The sequence below is a fragment of the Pseudomonas sp. GM17 genome, assembly GCF_000282175.2.
Classification (GTDB): domain Bacteria; phylum Pseudomonadota; class Gammaproteobacteria; order Pseudomonadales; family Pseudomonadaceae; genus Aquipseudomonas; species Aquipseudomonas chlororaphis.
Window position 1 is genome coordinate 6717113 of sequence record NZ_CP124732.1, and the last position, 21348, is coordinate 6738460.

The following is a 21348-nucleotide window of genomic DNA, read 5'->3' on the forward strand; positions in this document are numbered from 1 at the left end:
GCCACAGAGGTCCGCTGGCACAGCCAAATTCCATTGCTGTGCAATGTCTCATAAGGATTCAGGGCAAAAAGAAATTCGACAGAATTGTTCAAATTTCCCCTTTCAAAAAAACAGGAGATTGAAGCTGTTCAATATTGTTCAAGTTTTGAATCTCCCTCATCTGGTACAAGGAGATCTCTGACGCACAATACATATACGGTGGGTGACCTGCAGTGACCGCTCATGAGGATTGCGACGGGTGCCATGTGACGCTCGGCTGGATGCGTCCCTTACATTGCATCTTTGATTCGCCCCAGCCCCCCCGCAATGTCAAAAACGTCCCAGAGCGCCATTGAAATGAGGCTGTGGATGCCCTACTCAAGCAGACTTTCTGTGCATTATCTTGAACTCGCCAATTACTCTGCTTCTAAAGAGAGCTTTGCGGGCAAGGATGTTCGCTTTTCAAGCGAATACGAAGCGCTAGAAAGCGAGCTGAGCAAAGGGCAGCCCAAGCACAAAGACGATCAGATCGACTGGCAGAAGATCATTGAGAATAGTGAAGCCCTGCTGCGTCAGTCCAAGGATCTACGTGTCGGTGCATGGCTGACTTGGGCGCTGTACCAACGAGAGTCTTTTCAGGGATTACTAGCCGGGCTCAGCCTGCTGCATTACCTATGCGAAAACCACTGGGCAGAGATCCATCCGAGCAAGACTCGAAGCCGTTCCGCAGCCCTCAGCTGGTTGGTGTCGCGCCTTGAACAGGTGCTGGACGAAAATATTTCGATCAAGGATCAGCTACCGCTGTTCCGTTGTCTGGTGGAGCATCTTGAGGGGCTAGACGCCGTGTGCACTAAGCAACTGGGAGACGATGCCCCGTTATTACTGCCGATCTCCCGCCGATTAAAAAACAGAGTGCAACGTACTGCTGACAGTCGACACGCGTCCGGCGCGATTGAGGCTATGGTGGTACAGATCAAACCAGTAGTTACCCAACTGCCCTCCTCAGGTGTAGCGATTGGTAATGAGAGAGTGATATTCGAATCTCCAAAGCATAACTCCGTGACTCAGGAGTTACACGATACTGCCGAGACTGTCCTGGATGATTGCAGCCAGACTTATTGCCGTGTGCTCCAGGATAAGGAACAGGAGCGCCAACAGGCGATGGTGCTTTTGGACGACTTCGATACAGCCATAGCCAAGGAAGAGTTAAGAGTTTTTTTACAACCCAAAGTGACGCTCGTCGACGGTAGAGTCGTCGGTGCCGAAGCCCTGGTGCGCTGGTTGCATCCACGCTTTGGCTTACTGGCTCCGAACGCTTTCCTACCGGTCATTGAAAGGGCTGGCAAAGTCTGTGCACTTAGCCTCTGGCTATTGCGTAAATGCATGCTGTTGAGTTGTGCTCAAACACAACTCCAGAAAATCCGGATCAGCGTCAACTTAAGTATGCAGGATCTAGAGTCGCCGAACTTTCCCCAGCAGGTCGAGGGGTTGCTCAAGCAAACTGGGGCGCAAGCCGCCTGGTTTTGCATGGAGATCACAGAGTCTTGTGCCATGCGCAATCCAGAGCAGTGCCTGGCATCAATGTTACAGTTGCGCCAGTTAGGTTTTACGCTGTCGATAGATGACTTTGGCACAGGCTATTCATCGCTCTCCTATCTTTCGAGGATGCCGGTCGACGAACTGAAGATCGACCGATCGTTTGTCGCTCAACTACACGACTCCAAGCAACGAGAAATCGTTAAAGCCATCATTCAGCTTGGTCTGGCTCTGCAACTGCGGCTCGTTGCCGAAGGGGTAGAAAACCCTACCGTCTGTGAGTTACTGGATAGCTTGGGTTGCCATGAGGTGCAGGGTTACCTCATTGCCAAACCAACTCCAGCAGCCGACTTCTTTGAGTGGTTGAATGCCTGTAGCGGATATTGGCTAGACATCCCCCTACAAAACCGACTCCCAACAACTTCCCGTCAAGCTGATACTGCTGCAATGAGCTGAACTCTCTCGTGAGCGATGTTTCAAGGCATTGCGCAGGTATTAGACAACCACCAAGTTGCGCTGTTGTTTTCAGCCGACCGATTCCCCCTTCGGGGCGAACGATACCAACATAACCAACAGATAACGCCCCACTCAAAGTTCACTCATAACATATGATGAAGTATTTATAGCCCCTTCCTCCAGGAGATGCCGTGACCGGTGCATAGGCGTTAACATCATTTCCTTGGCTTTGCCCGAGCTGTAGGCTCAGCATGTAAGGGGTCATCGGGCCACCAGTGTTTCGGATATCTGCCCTTTAGATCTTTCTTCACTTCGGTGTAAGTGTTAGCCCAGAAGCTGGCCAGATCTTGGGTGACCTGCACTGGTCGGCGCGCCGGAGACAGCAGGTGCAGCAGCACACCCTGCCGCCCATTAGCAACACGCGGCGTTTCTGCCAGTCCAAACAACTCCTGCAACCGCACCGCGAGTACGGGTGGATGTTCTGAGTAGTCGATGCCAATGCACGAGCCTGAAGGCACACGCAGTGTTTTTGGTGCCAGCTCATCCAGACGCGGTGGCAGCGGCCAGGGCAGCAACCCCAGAAGGATGCTCTGCAGGTCTAAACTGGCAAAATGGCTAAGGCGGCTCACCTTTCCCAGGTGCGGCGCCAACCATTCTCCCAGGGTATCTAGGAGTGCCGCATCGGAGAGGTCGGGCCACTCACTATGGCCTTGCCGCTCGATATCCAACCGACGAAGAAGTGCAACTCGTGCCTGCCATTGGCGTAACTCTGGAGTCCACGGAAGCAGCTCGATGCCCTTGCGTCGAACCAGGCGGGTCATAGCCTTGGAGCGTATCTCTTCATCGACTCCAGGTAACGTAGTGCGGCTGAGTACCAACTCCCCCACACGATATTGCCTCTCAGCCTTGAGGACACCTTCACGCTCATCCCACTCAATCTCGTCACGCTGATTTACCTGCTCGGCAAGTACTGTGTCAAAGAGCACAGGATCAAGCGCAGCTGCCAGGTAGATACGCTCTTCACGTTGCCCTTGGCGGCTGCCAAGATCGGCGATCACCAGCCAGGGTTCTTTCATCAGAGTGTCAGGCTCACCGAACTGCGCGGCACGACCATTCGCCAGTCTGTAGTCAGCCCCTCCAGCACGACGCTGACGGGCCACTCGGTCTGGGTATGCGAAAGCCAAGAGCGCGCCAAGCCAACGAGGGTCGTCCGGATCAGCTACCGCTTTTGAAGCAGGACCTCGCAGGAAGCTTCGGAACTGTCTTGCCAGTTGGCGAGCGCGCTGAGTTGCACCTCGACTCACCCTCAAAGAAGACTCGTTGGCCATCGCTGCAAGATGGTCGTGAAGATCGGCGCCGGCACCACGAAGGATACCTTTCTCACTCAACAAGACTGCAATATCACAGGCAAGGTTACCTAGATCGAATTCTTGTCCCCGGAGCAGCAGGTGGGCAATTCTAGGATGCGCTGGCAGCTCGGCCATCGCTTGGCCGTGAGCAGTGATGACTCCACGTTCATCCAACGCACCGAGGCAGCTCAGCAGATCACGCGCCTGTGCAAATGCCGCTACTGGCGGTGCATCAAGCCATGCAAGGTCTCCAGGCTCAACGCCCCAACGAGCAAGCTGCAGGGCCAGCCCCGAAAGATCTGCCTGGAGGATTTCTGCCACATCGAAGGCAGCAAGTTGATCGTGTTGCGCCTCAGACCAGAGACGGTAGCAGACACCCGGTTCGAGACGCCCTGCCCGGCCGGCGCGCTGCATAGCGGCTGCGCGTGAGACCCGCTGTGTATCAAGGCGAATCATGCCGCTGACCGGATCGAAGCGAGGGACTCGAGCCAGGCCTGCGTCCACCACCACACGCACACCGTCGATGGTCAGACTGGTCTCAGCGATATTAGTGGCCAAAACCACCTTTCGCATTCCTGCTGGGGCTGGCTCGATTGCCGCACGCTGAGCCGATAACTCAAGCTCGCCGTGGAGGGGACACAGCATTACTTCGCTGCGTCCATTTAGGTGCTCTTTCAACTGTTCGTGAACTCGGCGAATCTCGGCCTGGCCGGGAAGGAATACCAGGATGCTCCCGCACTGTTCAGCGAGGGCCTGCCGGCAGATCTGCACGACTCGGGGTTCGACAGACTCACCTGATTGAAAAGGCTTACCCCAAATCATCGAAACCGGGTACATGTAACCTTCACTTGTCACGATGGGAGCATCATCTAAAAGCTTAGAAAGACGCTCACCTTCAAGCGTGGCTGACATCAGTAGAATCTTGAGAGGCTTGCCTTCCTCTCTCAGAAGCTCGCGTCCATTCAGGCACAACGCGAGTGCGAGATCGGCCTCCAATGTTCTCAAGTGAAACTCATCGAAGATGACCATCCCGACGCCTTCGAGCGCTGGGTCCTCTTGCAACCGACGGGACAGAATCCCTTCGGTTACGACCTCGATCCGCGTGTAAGGCCCTACCTTGCTCTCCAACCGAATGCGGTAGCCTACAGTCTCTCCTACCCGCTCACCAAGCTCACTTGCCAAGCGCTCTGCAGCGGCTCGAGCAGCTAGACGTCTAGGCTCAAGCATCAGAATCATCTGCTCGCCTAGCCATGATTCGCTCAACAATGCGAGGGGGACGCGCGTGGTCTTCCCCGCTCCAGGAGGTGCTTCGAGAACAGCCTCGTTACGCTCGGAAAGTGCGGCACGTAACAACGGCAAGGCAGCATCAATGGGGAGTTGATTCATGGGGTCTTCCAGTCTGATGCAGCAGTATAAAGGGGTAGCGAACGAGCACGAGCAACGTCAACAGAACTGATCGAGTTACTCACTGGGGGACAAAGCAGCGACCCATTCGCCCACAGAGATCCGAGCTGAAACATGCACATGTGCTGTTCTAGATGAGAATGAGCAAAGGTCATTCATTTTCTGACAAGATTTAGAGCAATTTTGGTGTAAATGGCAAAACGTGGAATTCGTCGAAGATCAGCAGGCCGACGCCTTCCAGCGCCGGATCGTCCTGCAGGCGGCGGGTCAGGATCCCCTCGGTAACCACCTCGATGCGGGTGTTCGGGCCGACCTTGCTATCCAGACGGATACGGTAGCCCACCGTTTCGCCGACCTTTTCCCCCAGTTCGCTGGCCAGCCGCTCGGCCGCCGCCCGCGCCGCCAGGCGCCGCGGTTCGAGCATGAGAATGCGTTGTCCGGCCAGCCAGGGTTCGTTCAACAGGGCCAAAGGCACACGGGTGGTCTTACCGGCGCCGGGCGGTGCTTCGAGCACGGCCTCGTGGCGTGTCGCCAGGGCTTCACGCAGGGCGGGTAAAACTTCATCAATTGGCAAAGAATTCATACTGGCTCCCAAACAGAGGCGCGAGTATAACGGCGAACTGCCTGGCGTTAATCACGGTCTGAATTCATACCGGCAACGCTTCAGCCTTGCTCTTTCGTGTCTGTTCAGGAGATTTACATGCGTATTCCTTTCCGCATCATCGGCGGCGTCCTGGTTGCCACCCTGCTGACTCAGCTCACCGCCTGCGGCTCGATCTTCTTCCCCGACCGGCGCGGCCAGATCGACGGCAAGATCGACCCGCTGGTAGCCGTGCTCGACGCCGTGGGCCTGCTGTTTTATGTGATCCCGGGGCTGATCGCCTTTGGCGTCGACTTCGCCACCGGCGCCATCTACCTGGAACCGGGCAAGACCGCGCAGGTCGACCCGCACAAGCTGCAGCAAGCCATAGGCGCCGACGGCCAGGTCGATAACCACAAGTTGCAGGCTATCCTCGAAAGCGAGCTGGGCCGCAGCTTCCCTCTGGACGATCCACGCCTGATCCAGCACAAGGGCAGCGCGCAGCAACTGGCCCTGTACGGTCTGCAACCGGCAGCCTGACCCTCGCGTTTCTTGAAGGAACAAGCCTTGTATGAGCAGTAGCCCGGAACACGCACGCCTGTTGCGCCTGGCCACCCGCGCCTCGCTGGCGGTGGCCAGTATCCTGATCGTGGCCAAGGCCATCGCCTGGTGGCTGAGCGGCTCGGTCAGCCTGCTGGCCGGCCTCACCGACTCGCTGCTCGATGGCGCCGCGTCGTTCCTCAACCTGCTGGCCGTGCATTACGCCCTGCGCCCGGCCGACGAAGACCACCGCTACGGCCACGGCAAGGCCGAATCGTTGTCGGGCATGGCCCAGGCGCTGTTCATCGCGGTGAGCGCGGTGCTGATTGGGGTACAGGCCGTCGAACGCCTGCAGAACCCCGAACCGCTGGGCGCGCCCTGGATCGGTATCGGCGTGATGCTGTTGTCGCTGGCGCTGACCGTGGCGCTGCTGATGGTGCAATACCGGGTGATCCGCGAAACCGGCTCCACCGCGGTACGCGCCGATTCGCTGCACTATCGCTCCGACCTGCTGCTCAATGGCAGCATCCTGCTGGCGCTGGTGCTGGCCAGTTTCGGCTGGCAGCAACTGGACGCCTGGTTCGGCCTGGCGATTGCCGTCTACATCCTGTGGAGCGCGATCCAGATCGCTCGGGAAAGCGTGGCGGTGCTGATGGATGAGGAACTGCCGCCCGAGGTCAGCCAGCACATGCTGGAGCTGGTATGCGCCGTGCCCGGGGTACTCGGCGCCCATGACCTGCGCACGCGGATTTCCGGCAACCACTGGTTCGTGCAACTGCATCTGGAATTACCGGGGGAGCTGACCCTGTCGGTGGCCCACGGCATCAGCGATCAGGCCGCCGAGGCGATCCATGCGGCCTATCCGCGGGCCGAGGTGCTGGTGCACGCCGACCCGCAGGAAGCGGTGCTCGCCGCCCGGGCTCAGTAAGTCACCTGATAGCCGCGCGAGCTCAAGCAACCGCCCTGGGCCTGGCGGTAGGTCTGGACCACCTGCGGCGCCGGGGGATAGGTCATCGCCGCCGGGTCGAAGCCGCTCTGCTGCACCGCCCAGCGATAACAGTCGTAGCGGTCCTGATTGATCTGCTGCGGGCTCTGTCCGCTGACCGGGTAGGCCAGCACGTTGTAATCATTGCTGGCCTGCGGCGGCGGGCTGGCCACCGGCGGCTCGACCACTACGTACTGCTGGGTACTGGCCTCGTAGCTGTAGTAGGCGCCCGCGGCCAGGAAGAACAGCGCGCTGCCGATCCACACCTCGCGCGCGTAGTCCGGCAGGTAGGCCACGCGAATCCCGTAGGGTGGGCGCACCACAACGTAACGCGGCCCCTCTGGGCGGTACCAATAGCCACCGGAGAAGTAATAGTCCCGGCCGCGATAAGGCACACGGTAATGCCGGTCCGGAAAACGATCGATCACATAACCCGGCCGATATTGCGGGCCTGGTCCCCAGCCATTGCCACGACCCTCCGGACGGCCCGGCCAGCGATAGTCGTAGGGACGCGAGCCCGGCCCGCCGGCCTGCCAATGCGGGTTGTAGTCGTTGCGGCGCGGAATGTCCTGGTAATAACCCTGGCGCGGTTCCTGGGTCTGGCGGACGGTATCGGGGCGGCCCTGGATCGGCAGGTTGGCGGACGGCTGTGCCGGTCGTCCCCGCCCTTCATCATTCGGCCCGTGGTTCTGCCAGCGCCCGTTCTCGACGTTGCGCTCGAACTGCTGGCTGTTGTCGCCGCGAATGATTTCAGTCTGCGGGCGCGGCGGCTGGTTTTCGCCGCGTCCCTGCCCCTTGCCCGAGTGCCCCTCGCCACCGCGCTGGCCGCCATCGGGGCCACCGCGACCGTCATTGCGGTTATCGCGGTCATCGGCGAGCACCTGTGCACTGACGCTCACACACAGCAAACCAACACCTGCCAAACGCCAGATGCGCGATTTCATGCTATTCCTCACTACGGATGGGGGCCTGTAGATAAGACTGGAAAAGCCCAGGCCGGTTCTGCCACAGGTTATCAGTCGCAACACTTATTTATTGAGGCGCCACGGGATATTTCCTGGCGCGCAGGCAATAAAAAAGGGGGACCCGTCGGTCCCCCTTTGAGAATTTCGTCCGTGCTCGACGCTTATGGCGCCGGCTCACCTCACGCCGTCTTCTGGACAGTGTGTAGCCCGGGGGCCGGCTCAACCCTGTGGGATTGGCGGCCGCGGCAGGCCTGATTCGGCGGGCCGCAGTGGACTCTATGTCCGGGCAGTGATTCTGGTGATAAGAATAGGCCTGGCGCGCCGACAGAGGATTGCGAAGATTGCTCCAACAAACATTACTTGCGCAATTTTTAACTCAGAATAGATAATATTGCGCAATAGTTATTAAAAAGGCCTGTTCCATGAGCAAACTCGACCGATACGACCTCAGCATTTTGGCGGAATTGCAGCGCGACGCCCGAATCTCCAATCAGGAACTGGCCGAACGTATCGGCCTGTCGCCTTCGCCGTGTTCGCGTCGGGTCAAGCAACTGGAAGATGACGGCTACATTTCCCGCCAGGTCGCCCTGCTGGACCGCAAGATGCTCGGCCTGAGCCTGACCGCCTACGTACTGATCGGCATGGATCGCCACACCCCCGAGCGTTTCGAGAACTTCGAGGCGGCGATCCGCAGCCTGCCGCAGGTCCTCGAATGCAGCCTGGTGACCGGGATGGACGCCGACTACCAGCTCAAGGTGGTGGTGCCGGACATGGATCACTACCAGAAACTGCTGCTCGGCCATCTGACCCGCATCGACGGCGTGACCAGCGTACGCTCCAGCTTCGTGCTCAATCAGGTGCTCAACAGCACCGAACTGCCGCTGACTCACCTGCGCAACTGAGCGCTATCTCTTCTGTAGGAGCGAGCTTGCTCGCGATAGAAATGTCCGGCCGCAACCGATGTATGGCCTGGAATATTTATCGCGAGCAAGCTCGCTCCTACAAGGACATGCGGAGCCTGTGACGACGAAGCGCACCTGGATCAATGCCCGGTCGCGGCCCCTTGGCGTATACTCGCCCCCGCCTTTTAGCCTTGCCCGCGCTGGAGATGTTCGATGGATCCTGCAGTATTCGAAGAGTGGATGATGACCGGCCTGGTGACCATCCTGATCATTTTCATGGCCTTCATCGTCTGGGATCTGGCGAAGAAGTCCAAGGCCGGACGCTTCGGCTCGTTCATCCTGTTCTTCGTCCTGGGCCTGGGCGTGGCCGCGTTCATTATCAAGAGCGTGGTGATCGGCCTGATCGAATCCGGCGCCTTATAAGCGCGCCGGAACCTCCTTCCACTGGCCCTGGTCGAGCCCTTCGATCGTCCAGTCGCCGATCCTGACCCGCACCAGGCGCAATGTCGGCAACCCCACGGCCGCGGTCATGCGCCGCACCTGGCGATTGCGCCCTTCACGAATGATCAATTCCAGCCAACTGGTGGGCACGCTCTTGCGAAAGCGCACCGGCGGGTTGCGCGGCCACAGTTGCGGCTCTTCCAACTGCCGGGCTTCGGCTGGCAGGGTCATGCCGTCATTCAATTCCACGCCATCACGCAGACGCTGCAATTGCTCGGCCGTGGGCTCTCCTTCCACCTGCACCCAATAGGTCTTGGCCAGTTTGTGCCTGGGGTCGGCGATGCGCGCCTGCAACTGGCCGTCGTTGGTCAGCAGCAGCAAGCCTTCGCTGTCGCGGTCCAGGCGCCCGGCCGGGTAGATGCCGGGGATCGCGATAAAGTCCTTGAGGGTCGACCGCCCTTCGCCGTCGCTGAACTGGGTCAGCACATCAAAGGGTTTGTTGAACAGGATCAGCTTTGGCTCGGCCGGTGGTGCCTTGGCAACACGGCGCGGCGCGGAAGACGACGAAGGACTCTTCACGCCAGGGCGGCGGGAAGCGGGACGAGGAGGACGAGACATGGCGAAAAGAGCATCTAACGGTCAGGGCCGACCATGCTAGTGGCCCGACCGTTAAATGACCATCCCGCGATCAGCGGAACGGCGGCTCGTCGAAGCTGCGCAGCTTGCGCGAGTGCAGCGAGTTGAGCTCGGTACGCAGCAGGTCCACCGCGGCGATACCGATCTTCAGGTGCTGGCTGACCGCGCGCTCATAAAAGGCGTTGGCCGAACCCGGCAGCTTGATTTCGCTGTGCAGCGGCTTGTCCGAGACACACAGCAAGGTGCCGTATGGCACCCGCAGGCGATACCCCTGGGCGGCGATGGTGCCGCTTTCCATGTCCACCGCCACGGCGCGGGACAGGTTGATCAGCGGACGCTCCTGGGCCCAGCGCAATTCCCAGTTACGGTCGTCGTAGGTCAGCACGGTGCCGGTGCGCAGGCGTTTTTTCAGGTCGTCGCCCTTCTCGCCGGTGACGTTGGCGGCGGCCTGCTGCAACGCCAACTGCACTTCGGCCAGGGCCGGAATCGGAATGTTCGGCGGCACCACGCGATCGAGAATGCCGTCGCGACGCATGTAGGCATGGGCCAGCACGTAGTCGCCGATGGTCTGCGACTGCCGCAGGCCGCCGCAGTGGCCGATCATCAGCCAGCAGTGCGGACGCAATACCGCCAAATGGTCAGTGATGTTCTTGGCATTGGACGGGCCGACGCCAATGTTCACCAGGGTCACGCCGTGGCCGTCGCTGGCCTGCAGGTGATAAGCCGGCATCTGGTAGCGGTGCCAGACCACCCCGGCGGCGATCGACGAGGCTTCGCCGTGATCCATGCCCTTCTCGATGATCACATTGCCCGGCAGGACCATGCGCACGAACCGCGGATCGCTGCGCAGTTGCTCCAGGCCGTGGGTGATGAACTGGTCGACATAGCGGTGGTAGTTGGTCAGCAGGATCCATGGCTGCACATGGCGCCAGTCGCTGCCGGTGTAGTGCACCAGGCGGCGCAGGGAGAAATCCACCCGCGCGGCATCGAACAGCGCCAGGGGCAGCGGATGGGTGTTTTCCCAATCGTACAGCCCGTCGGCGATGCCATCGGTGGCGGCGGACAGGTCGGTGCTGGGGAACACCCGCGCCAGCACCGCGGCGGTGACGCCGGAACCGGCCAGCTCATCGCCCTGCTCGACCACGTACGGATACGGGATGTTCTGCTCGCTGACGCCCACTTCCACGGTCACGGTGAAGTCGTGCATCAATGGCACCAGCTGTTCCAGCAGGTACTTACGGAAGGCGGCGGGATGGGTGACCGTGACGCTGTAGGTGCCCGGCAACTGGACCTTGGCGTAGGCCCGGGTGGTCTGCGGGACTTCGCCCTGACAGAGATAAGTCAGGCGCAATTCCGGGTAACGAAACAGCGCGCGTTGTTCGGCGTCCGGTTCGACACGATCCTTGAGGTAACGCTTGAGCGCCTGGCTCAGCGACGTGGTGGCCCGCTCATGCAAAGCGGCAAGCCGGTCCACGGCTTGCTCGGCGGTTTGAACGACAATAAAAGCTTCGGTCACGGTAAGCATCCTGTGTTCTGATCTTGCAGGCCTTCATCTTGCCTGCAACGCCGTCTCACGGGAACAGCGGAATATGCGTAGGAGCGAGCTTGCTCGCGAAAGATCTTTCAGGCCCCAGCCGATCGGTAGCCTGGACTATTTATCGCGAGCAAGCTCGCTCCTACAACAAACCAGTCAGAAGCCTGTCGGGGTGGAGCGCGCGACTATCGCTTCCACATCCAGCCCTCGCGGCAAGGTGCCGTAGACCCTTCCCGCCGAACCCAGGCGACTGGCGATAAAGGCATCGCTGACCGCCGCGTTGCCGGCTTCCAGCAGCAGCTTGGCCTGCAGGCCCAGGGCGATGTCCTCGGTCAGCTGGCGGGCGCGGTACTGAATGTCGTCGGTGTCCTGGAAGGCGCCTTTCAGGTTGGCGATATGCGCGGCCAGGCGCCTGTCGCCATGGCCATCGCCCAGCTCGGCGAACAACGCATCGAGCACGCCCGGCTCCTTGGACAAGGCGCGCAGCACATCCAGGCACTGCACGTTGCCGGAACCTTCCCAGGTCGAGTTGACCGGCGCTTCGCGGTACAGCCGCGGCAGAATGCTCTCCTCGACATAACCGGCGCCGCCCATGCACTCGGCGGCCTCGTTGATCATTGCCGGGGCCCGCTTGCAGATCCAGTACTTGCCCACCGCCGTCACCAGTCGCGAGAACATGGCTTCTTGCGGGTCATCCAGGTTGTCCAGCGCGCGGCCCATGCGCAGGCTCAAGGCCAGCGCCGCCTCGCTTTCCAGCGCCAGGTCGGCCAGTACGTTCTGCATCAAGGGTTGCTCGCTGAGTACACGCCCGCCCACCAGCCGATGGGCACAATGATGGGCGGCCTGGGTCAGCGCCTGGCGCATCAGCGAGCTGGAGCCGACCATGCAATCGAAGCGGGTCATGGCCACCATCTCGATGATGGTCGGCACACCGCGCCCTTCTTCACCGATCATCCACGCCAGGGCCCCACGGAACTCCACTTCGCTGGAGGCATTGGAGCAATTGCCGAGCTTGTTTTTCAGGCGCTGGATATAGAACTGGTTGCGGCTGTCATCCGGACGATGGCGAGGCAACAGGAAGCAGGTCAGGCCTTTTTCGGTCTGGGCCAGGGTCAGGAAGGCGTCGCACATCGGCGCCGAACAGAACCATTTGTGGCCCACCAGTTCATAAGCCTGCCCCGGCCCCGTAGCACCCACCGGATACGCCTTGGTGGTGTTGGCGCGCACATCGGTACCGCCTTGTTTCTCGGTCATCGCCATACCGATGGTGACGCCGGCCTTGTGGGCCATGCCGACATTGCGCGGGTCATATTCGGTGGCGAGGACTTTCGGCAGCCATTGTTCGGCGAGATCCGGCTGCAGCTTCAGCGCCGGCACACAGGCGAAGGTCATGGTCAGCGGGCAACCGCTGCCGGCCTCGGCCTGGCTGTGCAAATAGGTCATGGCGGCGCGGGCGACATGCGCCCCGGATTGCGGATGAGCCCAGGGCAAGGACGTCAGGCCGTGCTCGATGGCGGTGCGCATCAGCTCGTGATACGCCGGATGAAACTCCACCAGGTCGAGGCGATGCCCGTAACGGTCATGGCTGGTGAACACCGGCTTGTTCTGGTTGGCCAGGAACCCCGCTTCCATCAGCGGCCCACCGGCCAGGGCACCGTAGGCGTCGATCCGCGATTCGGCCCAGCCGGCGCCGAAACGCCGTGCCCACTCCTGCAACGGCAGATCGATTCGATAGAGGTTGGTACCGTCCAGGGAAGGTGGCTGGTTGGTGACTTCGTGGGTCTCGGCGAACTGATGCAGGTTCATGTCGGGGCTCCTTGAGGGGTGTGCCAGAACCTCAGTTAAGCACCCCCTCCCCACCGAACAAAGTGGCATACCCGCCTAAATGCCGGCGCTTTCGCCCTGTTCCGAGGCCAGTACCCGACGCGCCAGAACGCTTTGCAACTCTTCGAATTTCACCGGCCAAGAGAGGTAATCGAGCAGGCAGCGCTCAGCATCCAGACCATGTGCCGAGGCCGACACCAGCAGCACCGGCAAGCCGGCGCAACCCGGCATGCCATGCACCTGGTCGCATAGTTTGAGCGCCTCGGCCTGCTCGATCTGGCAATCGAGCAATACCGCATCCACCGACTCCCGGCGCAACAACGCCAGCGCCCCGCGAGCGTTCTCGGCCGTGCGTACCTGATAACCCAGCTTGAGCAACATGCCGCGGATCACCAGTTGATTGATGCTGTTGTCGTCCACCAGCAGCACACTGCAATCCTGCGGCATGCGCCGGACGGCGCGGACCCGCAGGGCCGGCTGGGAGGCCATCGGCTGCTCGCCGTCCACCTCGAAGGTCACCTCCAGGCGGAAACAGCTGCCACGCCCCGGCTCCGATTCATGGGTCAGATGGCCGCCCAGCAGATCCACCAGTTGCCGACAGATCGCCAGCCCCACGCCCAGTCCGCCGTACTCACGGGTCATCGATCCATCGAGCTGGAAGAAGCGCTGGTACAACGAGGCCTCATCGAGGTTGACGAAACCGATGCCGGTGTCGATCACCGCGAAGGTCATCGCCACCCGCCCGGCTGCCACCGGCTTGCCAGTCACTCGCAGGACCAGGCCACCCACCCGGGTGAACTTGATGGCATTGTCCAGCAGGCACTCCAGGCACTGGCTCAACTTGCCGCGATCGCCCAGCAGCCGATCGGGCAACCCGGCGGCCAGGTCGACATCGAAGCCCAGCCCCTTGGCCGAGGCGTTGGCGCAAAACTGGCCCAGCAAGGCATCGAGCAGCGAACGCAGGCTGAAAGTCTCGTGCTGGGCGCTGAGCTTGCCGGCCTGCAGCTCGGTCAGGGTCAGGATGCCATTGACCATGCGCATCATGTCCCGGGCCGAACCGGCGGCAGTCTGCTGGTATTGCTCCAGCTCCGGATCGAGATCGACGGTCTGCATCAGCTCCAGGGAACCGATCACCCCATTCATCGGCGTGCGCAGTTCGTGGGTCAGGGTGGCGAGGAACTCATCCTTGAGCCGGTTGCTGTGGGCCAGCTGCTGGTTGAGCACTTCGAGCTTCTGCCCGGCATCGAACAGGGTCTGCGCCTGCTGCTCGCGCATCGAGTTGATGCGGTCGGCCAGGGCCAGCGACAACAGCGCCACCTCGATGGCCGAACCGATCTGGCTGGAATACATGGTCAGGAACATGTTCGGCAGATAGCCCAGCACCATCAGGGTATTGATGATCCCGCCCACCAGGAACGCCGACCAGGCGATGATGAAGTAGCGCGCCACGCGCATGCCGCGGCACCAGGCGACGATGCCGGAGACGAAGATCACCACGGTAAAGATCAGCGCCAGGGCCGTGGCCAGACGCAACGCCAGGGCGTAGCTGGTCATCAGCGACAGGGCCACCACCACGGCACTGCACAGGATCAGCACCAGCAGCAGGCGATCGACCCAGCGGCTGTGGCTGGCGGTCTGCAGGAAACTGCGGGCGAACTGGCTGCCGAACAGGGCCGCCGCGCCGATGAAAAATGGCGTTGCCGCGTTGGCCCACCACGGGTTGTCCGGCCAGAAGTACTCCACCGCGGCGCCGTTCACCGACAGTTGGTACAGCCCGAACGAGGCGATGTAGAGGATGTAATAGAGGTAACTGGTGTCGCGCACGCTCAGGTAAATGAACAGGTTGTAGACCAGCATCCCCAGCAGCACACCGTAGATCAGGCCGAGTACATACAGGCGCACCGGCTGCGCTTCCAGGTACGCCGTGCTGGACCAGAGCGTCACCGGCGCCTGGACCGAGCCCTGGCTCTGCAGGCGCAGGAACAGGGTCTTTTGCTCGTAGGGCGCGAAGCTCAGGTCGAACAGGTAATTGTTCTGGCGGATCTGCCGGCTGTCGAACGGCAAGGCATCGCCGGTGCGCTGGGCCAGACGGTAGCCCCCGGTTTCATCGGGCACATACAGTTCCAGATGATCGAGCGGCGGATAGGCCAGCTCCAGCAGCCAGGTGTGTCGTATGGAAGGGTTGGCGGGACGGTAGCTGAGGTGGATTTTCAGCCAGAATGCCGAGCGGGAGTAACCGGCGTTGAGGGTGGCCTTGTCATGGGTCTTGAAACTGCCGGCCATCGCCGCTGCGCTGACATCCGCGATCGTTGCCTGACCACTCGCGTCTTCAAACACCTGCATCACCCGCCCCAAGGGCAGGCTTTGGGTGAACTCGTCGAACTCGACCGCGCCAGCCAGCATCGGCAAGCTCAACAGCAACATCAGCAAATAGCGCATAAAGCCCCAGCGTGGCCTGTCCGGTTGTGTCAGGAAGCCCCCCATTTCCCTTTGAGTAGACGTAAAACCGGCATGACCTGTTATTGGTTTGGATCCACTCTAGCATAGCCGTTGATGGCCAAAGAACACCATGAAAAGTTTTAGTTTAAAGGCTCTAGAACGGGCGTTTCAGCGCTATCAATTGATCTAGAGCTGTTGCCTCGGTCAACTTGTCGGCAAGGCGGAAAAACCAGCCCCGGCCGACACGCGAGGAGCCGTGCAAAAAAGACGTTTGGTGGTAAGCTCGCGCACCATGAATATCTACAGCTCTCGCCCCGTTGTCCTCTGTCTCTCCGGCCACGACCCCAGTGGTGGCGCCGGCCTGCAGGCAGATATCGAAGCCCTGCTCGCCCAGGGTTGTCATGCAGCTCCCGCCGTGACCGCGCTGACCGTGCAGGATACGGTCAACGTCAGCGACTTCCGTGTGCTGGATCGCGAGTGGGTGCTGGCCCAGGCCAACGCCGTACTCAACGACTCCACGGTCGCCGCGGTCAAGCTGGGCATGCTCGGCTCGCTGGAAATGGTCGACACCGTGGTCGAGCTGTTGCAGGCGCATCCGCACCTGCCGATGGTCTGCGACCCGGTATTGCGCGCCGGCGGCGGCGGACGCCTGGGCAAGGACGAGGTCGGTTACGCCATGCGTGAACGCCTGCTGCCACTGGCGACCATCGCCACCCCGAACCTTCCGGAAGCACGAATCCTCGCCGAGTTGCCCGAAGGCACTGCGGACCAGTGCGCGGAAAAGCTCCTGCCGTTCGTCAAACACCTGCTGATCACTGGCGGCCATGGCGACGAGCATGAAGTGCATAATCGCCTGTACAGCCGCGACGGCAGCCGTCACACCTACACCTGCCAGCGGCTGCCGGGCAGTTATCACGGTTCCGGTTGCACCCTGGCCAGCGCCCTGGCCGGACGTCTGGCCCAGGGCGAAAACCTGGCCAGCGCCGTGAAGTCGGCCCTCGATTACACCTGGCGCACCCTGCGCGACGCCGAGCAACTGGGCCAAGGCCAGTTCGTACCGCGCCGCCTGCCGCTGGACTTCTGCTCGTAAGCCATGAGGCTCGCTCGATGAAACTACGTGGTCTGTATGCCATTACCGACAGCCAACTGTTGGCCGGCAAATTCCTGCAGTACGTGGAGGCGGCGCTCGACGGTGGCGTGACCCTCCTGCAATACCGCGACAAGAGCAGCGACGAGGCCCGCCGCCTGCGCGAAGCCGAAGCCCTGCACAGCTTGTGCGAGCGCTACAAGACGCAACTGATCATCAATGACGACGCCGAATTGGCCGCGCGCATCGGTGTCGGCGTACACCTGGGCCAGACCGATGGCCCGCTGACTCCGGCCCGTGCCCTGCTCGGCCGCCAGGCGATCATCGGCTCGACCTGCCACGCCCAGCTGGAGCTGGCCGAGCAAGCCGCCAAGGAAGGCGCCAGCTATGTCGCCTTCGGTCGCTTCTTCAATTCCAACACCAAGCCCGGCGCGCCGACGGCCAACCTGGAGCTGCTGGACCAGGCCCGCGCCCGGCTACACCTGCCGATCTGCGCGATCGGCGGCATCACCCTGGAGAACGCCGCGCCGTTGGTCGCCCATGGCGTCGACCTGCTGGCCGTGGTCCATGGCCTGTTCGGCGCCGACAGCGCCCAGGAAGTGACCCGCCGCGCCCGCTCCTTCAACGCCCTCTTCTAACCGCTGATTTTCGAGAGTCCGATCATGTCTCGTTCCGAAACCCTGTTTGCCAATGCCCAGAAACACATCCCCGGCGGCGTGAACTCGCCCGTGCGTGCGTTCAAGAGCGTGGGCGGCACGCCGCTGTTCTTCAAACACGCCGAAGGCGCCTACGTCACCGACGAAGACGACAAGCGTTATGTGGACTACGTCGGTTCCTGGGGGCCGATGATCCTTGGCCACAGCCATCCGGATGTGCTGGACGCGGTGCGCAAGCAGCTGGAACACGGTCTGTCCTACGGCGCCCCGACCGCCATGGAAACCGAAATGGCCGATCTGGTCTGCTCCATCGTGCCGTCCATGGAAATGGTGCGCATGGTCAGCTCCGGCACCGAAGCGACTATGAGCGCGATCCGCCTGGCCCGCGGTTTCACCGGCCGCGACAGCATCATCAAGTTCGAAGGCTGCTACCACGGCCACTCCGACAGCCTGCTGGTCAAGGCTGGCTCTGGCGCGCTGACCCAGGGCGTGCCCAGCTCGGCCGGCGTACCGGCGGCTTTCGCCAAACACACCCTGACCCTGCCGTTCAACGACATCGACGCGGTCGAGAAGATGCTCGCCGAGGTCGGCCAGGAAGTGGCCTGCATCATCGTCGAGCCGGTGGCCGGCAACATGAACTGCGTGCCACCGGCCCCGGGCTTCCTCGAAGGCCTGCGCAGCCTGTGCGACAAGCACGGCGTGGTGCTGATCTTCGACGAAGTGATGACCGGTTTCCGCGTCGCCCTGGGCGGTGCCCAGGCGCACTACGGGGTGACCCCGGACCTGTCCACCTTCGGCAAGATCATCGGCGGCGGCATGCCGGTGGGTTGCTTCGGCGGTAAACGCCAGATCATGGAACACATCGCGCCGCTGGGCCCGGTCTACCAGGCCGGCACCCTGTCGGGCAACCCGCTGGCCATGGCCGCCGGCCTGACTACTCTGCGCCTGATCAGCCGTCCGGGCTTCCACGCCGAGCTGAGCGACTACACCAGCCGCCTGCTCGACGGCCTGCAGCAACGCGCTGACGCCGCCGGTATCCCGTTCGTGACCACCCAGGCGGGCGGCATGTTCGGCCTGTATTTCAGCGGCGCCGACGATATCGTCACGTTCGACGATGTGATGGCCAGCGATGCCAATCTGTTCAAACGCTTCTTCCACCTGATGCTCGAAGGCGGTGTCTACCTGGCCCCGAGTGCCTTCGAAGCCGGCTTCACCTCGATCGCCCACGGCGACGCCGAGCTGAAACTGACCCTGGACGCGGCCGAACGCGCTTTCGCTGCCCTGAAGTAACCTTCCCCGCCAAACCGGCGCCACACTTGCTGACGCCGGTTTTACGCTGCATTCGCGCCCCAACTCCCGAAACAGCCCCGAAAGCGGCGGATATCGCGCCCGCGCAGCAGAAAAACGAGTAAAGACTTTGTAAGGTTGGCCCTGCTTATTTCATAATGCGCGCTTATTGGATCCCTCGATGGGTCCGCGCGCCCTTCAGAGGTAAGTCGATTCCCATGAACCGCACCGGCCGCGCCCTTGCACTGGGCTGCCTGTTGCTCCTTCAGCCCCTGCTCGCGCATGCACAAGCAGGCGGCAACTCGTTGTTGATCCCAGCGATGGGTCGCTGCACCCTCAATACTCAGTCACAGGATCTGTCCGAGGCCCTGGCGGTCTGCCAGAAGGCGGCTGACGAAGGGGATGCGCAAGCGCAATACGAGTTGGGCGAGTTCTACTACGAAGGTAAAAATACCCCGCGCGATCTCAATCAGGCCCTGAGCTACTTTGAAAAGGCCTCGCTGCAAGGCCACGCCCAGGCGCAATTCAAACTCGGCACCATGTTCTTTCGCGGCGAAGGCGTACCGGCCAACAACGTTCAGGCCTATATCGTGCTGAAGATGGCGGCAGTCAATGGCGCCGAAGAGGCACTGGACACGGCTGACGAAGTGGCCGAGCACATGCAGCGCGACGAGCTGGAAGTCGCCACCCAGGTGCTGGGGCAGATTTTCCGCAAATACCTGATGGAATTGCAGAGCGCCGACGGGCGTTCGCCCTTCTCACCCCTGCCTTGATGACATCGCGAGCAAGCTTGCTCGCGATAGCACACTCGATACAGCCCTTACTTCTCAGGCATCGGCATCGGAAACGGCATGACGTTGCTCACGCCACGCGCCTCGCTGATCTTCGGTGTACCCAGGCGCTCGACCTCGTCGATACGCACGATCGAATGCATCGGCACAAAGCTGCGTACCACGCCTTCGAACTGGGCCTTGAGCTTCTCTTCGCTCGGATCGACGACCACTTGCGTGCGCTCGCCAAAGACGAACTCTTCCACCTCCAGGAAACCCCACAGATCACTTTGATAGATCTGCTTGGCGTACATTTCGAACACCTGTCCCTGGTTGAGGAAAATCACCTTGTAGATTGGAGCTTCACGTTTGGTCATGGTGGGCGGGTAACACATCGGGGGATATAAAAGAGGGCGCGAACTATAGCATAGCCACCGGACGCGCAGCGGTAGGAACCTCAGGCCATGTTCCCTATAATGCGCGGTTCTTTGAATCACGTGATGACTCCGTCCATGGCCAAGAAGCTCTACATAGAAACCCACGGTTGCCAGATGAACGAGTACGACAGCTCGCGCATGGTCGATCTGCTGGGTGAACACCAGGCCCTGGAAGTCACCGCCCGCGCCGAAGACGCGGACGTCATCCTGCTCAACACCTGCTCGATCCGCGAACGAGCCCAGGACCGGGTGTATTCCCAACTGGGTCGCTGGCGCGAGCTGAAGCTGGCCAACCCGGACATGGTCATCGCCGTCGGCGGTTGCGTGGCCAGCCAGGAAGGCGCGGCCATCCGCGATCGCGCGCCCTATGTCGACGTGGTCTTCGGCCCGCAGACCCTGCACCGCCTGCCGGAAATGATCGATGCTGCCCGCAGCAGCAAGCTGCCGCAGGTCGACGTCTCGTTCCCGGAAATCGAGAAATTCGACCACCTGCCAGAGCCGCGCATCGATGGCCCGAGTGCCTATGTCTCGGTGATGGAAGGCTGCAGCAAGTACTGCACCTTCTGTGTGGTGCCCTACACCCGTGGCGAGGAAGTCAGCCGGCCGTTCGACGACGTGATCTGCGAGATCATCCACCTGGCGGAAAACGGCGTGCGCGAAGTCACTCTGCTGGGGCAGAACGTCAACGGTTACCGTGGCCAGACCCACGACGGCCGCCTGGCCGACCTCGCCGAACTGATCCGTGTGGTCGCGGCGATCGATGGCATCGAGCGCATCCGCTATACCACCTCCCATCCGCTGGAATTCTCCGACAGCCTGATCCAGGCCCACGCCGAAGTGCCGGAACTGGTGAAACACCTGCACTTGCCGGTGCAATCGGGTTCCGACCGGATTCTCGCAGCCATGAAGCGCAACCATACGGCGCTGGAATACAAATCCAAGCTGCGCAAACTGCGCGCCGCCGTGCCGGGCATCTGCATCAGCTCGGACTTCATCGTCGGCTTCCCCGGCGAGACCGAAAAAGACTTCGAACAGACCATGAAGCTGATCGAAGACGTCGGCTTCGACTTCTCCTACTCGTTCGTCTACAGCCAGCGCCCGGGCACCCCGGCGGCCGACCTGGCGGACGACACCCCGGAAGAGTTGAAAAAGGAACGCCTGAACGCGCTGCAACATCGGCTGAATCAGCAAGGATTCGAAATCAGCCGACAAATGGTCGGTTCGATCCAGCGCATCCTCGTCACCGACTACTCGAAGAAAGACCCGGGCGAACTGCAAGGGCGGACCGAGAACAACCGCATCGTCAATTTCCGCTGTGACAACCCGACGCTGATCGGCCAGTTTGCCGATGTGCACATCGACTCGGCCCAGCCTCACTCGCTGCGCGGATCGCTGCTGCAATAATCTCCTGCCGATGCTGGCTGACCAGCGGTAGCGGCCTCGGGCCCGCCATCGCCGGGAAGCCGGCTTCCAAGGAAAATGTGGCGAAAGACATTGCTTTGTATAAGAGCTTTCGCACCCAGGCCGCTGGCGTTATCCTT

At 61.3% G+C, this 21348-nt stretch carries 16 protein-coding genes and 2 pseudogenes; 10 read left to right on the forward strand and 8 right to left on the reverse strand.

Features of this window, described 5'->3' with window-relative positions; genetic code table 11:
• Positions 1-348: 348 nt before the first annotated feature.
• Positions 349-1839, forward strand: a pseudogene (locus PMI20_RS30845) (type VI secretion system ImpA family N-terminal domain-containing protein); the annotation flags it as partial.
• Between the two features lie 347 nt (positions 1840-2186).
• Here the strand turns inward: PMI20_RS30845 and hrpB are convergent.
• Positions 2187-4706 (reverse strand): ATP-dependent helicase HrpB, encoded by a 2520-nt coding sequence (hrpB, locus tag PMI20_RS30030; RefSeq protein ID WP_007927049.1) that lies wholly within the window; start codon positions 4704-4706, stop codon positions 2187-2189.
• A gap of 220 nt (positions 4707-4926) precedes the next feature.
• Positions 4927-5307, reverse strand: a pseudogene (locus tag PMI20_RS30035) (DEAD/DEAH box helicase); the annotation flags it as partial.
• 117 nt (positions 5308-5424) lie between these two features.
• Here PMI20_RS30035 and pmcY point away from each other — a divergent pair.
• Together pmcY and PMI20_RS30045 are read left to right on the forward strand one after the other, a co-directional pair.
• Positions 5425-5844, forward strand: a complete 420-nt coding sequence (pmcY, locus tag PMI20_RS30040) for a periplasmic Zn2+ metallochaperone PmcY (protein ID WP_007927053.1) — start codon at positions 5425-5427, stop codon at positions 5842-5844.
• 31 nt (positions 5845-5875) lie between these two features.
• The gene (locus PMI20_RS30045) at positions 5876-6772 is read left to right on the forward strand and encodes a cation diffusion facilitator family transporter (protein WP_007927055.1); all 897 of its coding nucleotides are present in this window, start codon (positions 5876-5878) and stop codon (positions 6770-6772) included.
• Here the strand turns inward: PMI20_RS30045 and PMI20_RS30050 are convergent.
• The gene (locus tag PMI20_RS30050; RefSeq protein WP_007927057.1) at positions 6766-7773 is read right to left on the reverse strand and encodes a DUF6515 family protein; all 1008 of its coding nucleotides are present in this window, start codon (positions 7771-7773) and stop codon (positions 6766-6768) included. The genes PMI20_RS30045 and PMI20_RS30050 overlap by 7 nt on opposite strands.
• Before the next feature lie 443 nt (positions 7774-8216).
• Between PMI20_RS30050 and PMI20_RS30055 the strand changes: the two genes are divergently transcribed.
• Positions 8217-8696: an Lrp/AsnC family transcriptional regulator gene (locus PMI20_RS30055; protein WP_007927059.1), complete on the forward strand. Its 480-nt coding sequence runs from the start codon at positions 8217-8219 to the stop codon at positions 8694-8696.
• A 213-nt stretch (positions 8697-8909) separates the two neighbouring features.
• Positions 8910-9119: a DUF2788 domain-containing protein gene (locus PMI20_RS30060; protein WP_007927060.1), complete on the forward strand. Its 210-nt coding sequence runs from the start codon at positions 8910-8912 to the stop codon at positions 9117-9119.
• Here the strand turns inward: PMI20_RS30060 and PMI20_RS30065 are convergent.
• The 4 genes from PMI20_RS30065 to PMI20_RS30080 form a co-directional block, all read right to left on the reverse strand.
• Positions 9114-9755, reverse strand: a complete 642-nt coding sequence (locus PMI20_RS30065) for a pseudouridine synthase (protein WP_007927062.1) — start codon at positions 9753-9755, stop codon at positions 9114-9116. The two genes, PMI20_RS30060 and PMI20_RS30065, sit on opposite strands and share 6 nt — an antisense overlap.
• A gap of 70 nt (positions 9756-9825) precedes the next feature.
• Positions 9826-11298 (reverse strand): AMP nucleosidase, encoded by a 1473-nt coding sequence (gene amn / locus PMI20_RS30070; RefSeq protein WP_162136172.1) that lies wholly within the window; start codon positions 11296-11298, stop codon positions 9826-9828.
• A 165-nt stretch (positions 11299-11463) separates the two neighbouring features.
• On the reverse strand, positions 11464-13113 hold the full coding sequence (locus tag PMI20_RS30075; protein ID WP_007927066.1) for an acyl-CoA dehydrogenase family protein: 1650 nt from the start codon (positions 13111-13113) through the stop codon (positions 11464-11466).
• A gap of 75 nt (positions 13114-13188) precedes the next feature.
• The gene (locus tag PMI20_RS30080) at positions 13189-15570 is read right to left on the reverse strand and encodes a hybrid sensor histidine kinase/response regulator (RefSeq protein ID WP_037034928.1); all 2382 of its coding nucleotides are present in this window, start codon (positions 15568-15570) and stop codon (positions 13189-13191) included.
• Positions 15571-15862: 292 nt separating this feature from the next.
• Here PMI20_RS30080 and PMI20_RS30085 point away from each other — a divergent pair, with 292 nt between their 5' ends.
• The 4 genes from PMI20_RS30085 (at position 15863) to PMI20_RS30100 (ending at position 19373) form a co-directional block, all read left to right on the forward strand.
• On the forward strand, positions 15863-16660 hold the full coding sequence (locus PMI20_RS30085) for a hydroxymethylpyrimidine/phosphomethylpyrimidine kinase (protein ID WP_007927070.1): 798 nt from the start codon (positions 15863-15865) through the stop codon (positions 16658-16660).
• 17 nt (positions 16661-16677) lie between these two features.
• Complete coding sequence (gene thiE, locus PMI20_RS30090; RefSeq protein WP_007927072.1) at positions 16678-17295, forward strand: thiamine phosphate synthase; 618 nt, start codon at positions 16678-16680, stop codon at positions 17293-17295.
• 24 nt (positions 17296-17319) lie between these two features.
• Positions 17320-18603: a glutamate-1-semialdehyde 2,1-aminomutase gene (gene hemL / locus PMI20_RS30095; protein WP_007927075.1), complete on the forward strand. Its 1284-nt coding sequence runs from the start codon at positions 17320-17322 to the stop codon at positions 18601-18603.
• A 215-nt stretch (positions 18604-18818) separates the two neighbouring features.
• Positions 18819-19373, forward strand: coding sequence for a tetratricopeptide repeat protein (locus PMI20_RS30100; protein WP_007927077.1), 555 nt, complete (start codon positions 18819-18821; stop codon positions 19371-19373).
• A gap of 47 nt (positions 19374-19420) precedes the next feature.
• Here PMI20_RS30100 and PMI20_RS30105 read toward each other — a convergent pair whose 3' ends face one another.
• Positions 19421-19747 (reverse strand): DUF1820 family protein, encoded by a 327-nt coding sequence (locus PMI20_RS30105; RefSeq protein WP_007927079.1) that lies wholly within the window; start codon positions 19745-19747, stop codon positions 19421-19423.
• Positions 19748-19882: 135 nt separating this feature from the next.
• Between PMI20_RS30105 and miaB the strand changes: the two genes are divergently transcribed.
• Entirely contained in the window at positions 19883-21211 is a 1329-nt protein-coding gene (miaB, locus tag PMI20_RS30110) for a tRNA (N6-isopentenyl adenosine(37)-C2)-methylthiotransferase MiaB (RefSeq protein WP_162136173.1), read from the forward strand.
• The last annotated feature ends 137 nt before the right edge of the window (positions 21212-21348 follow it).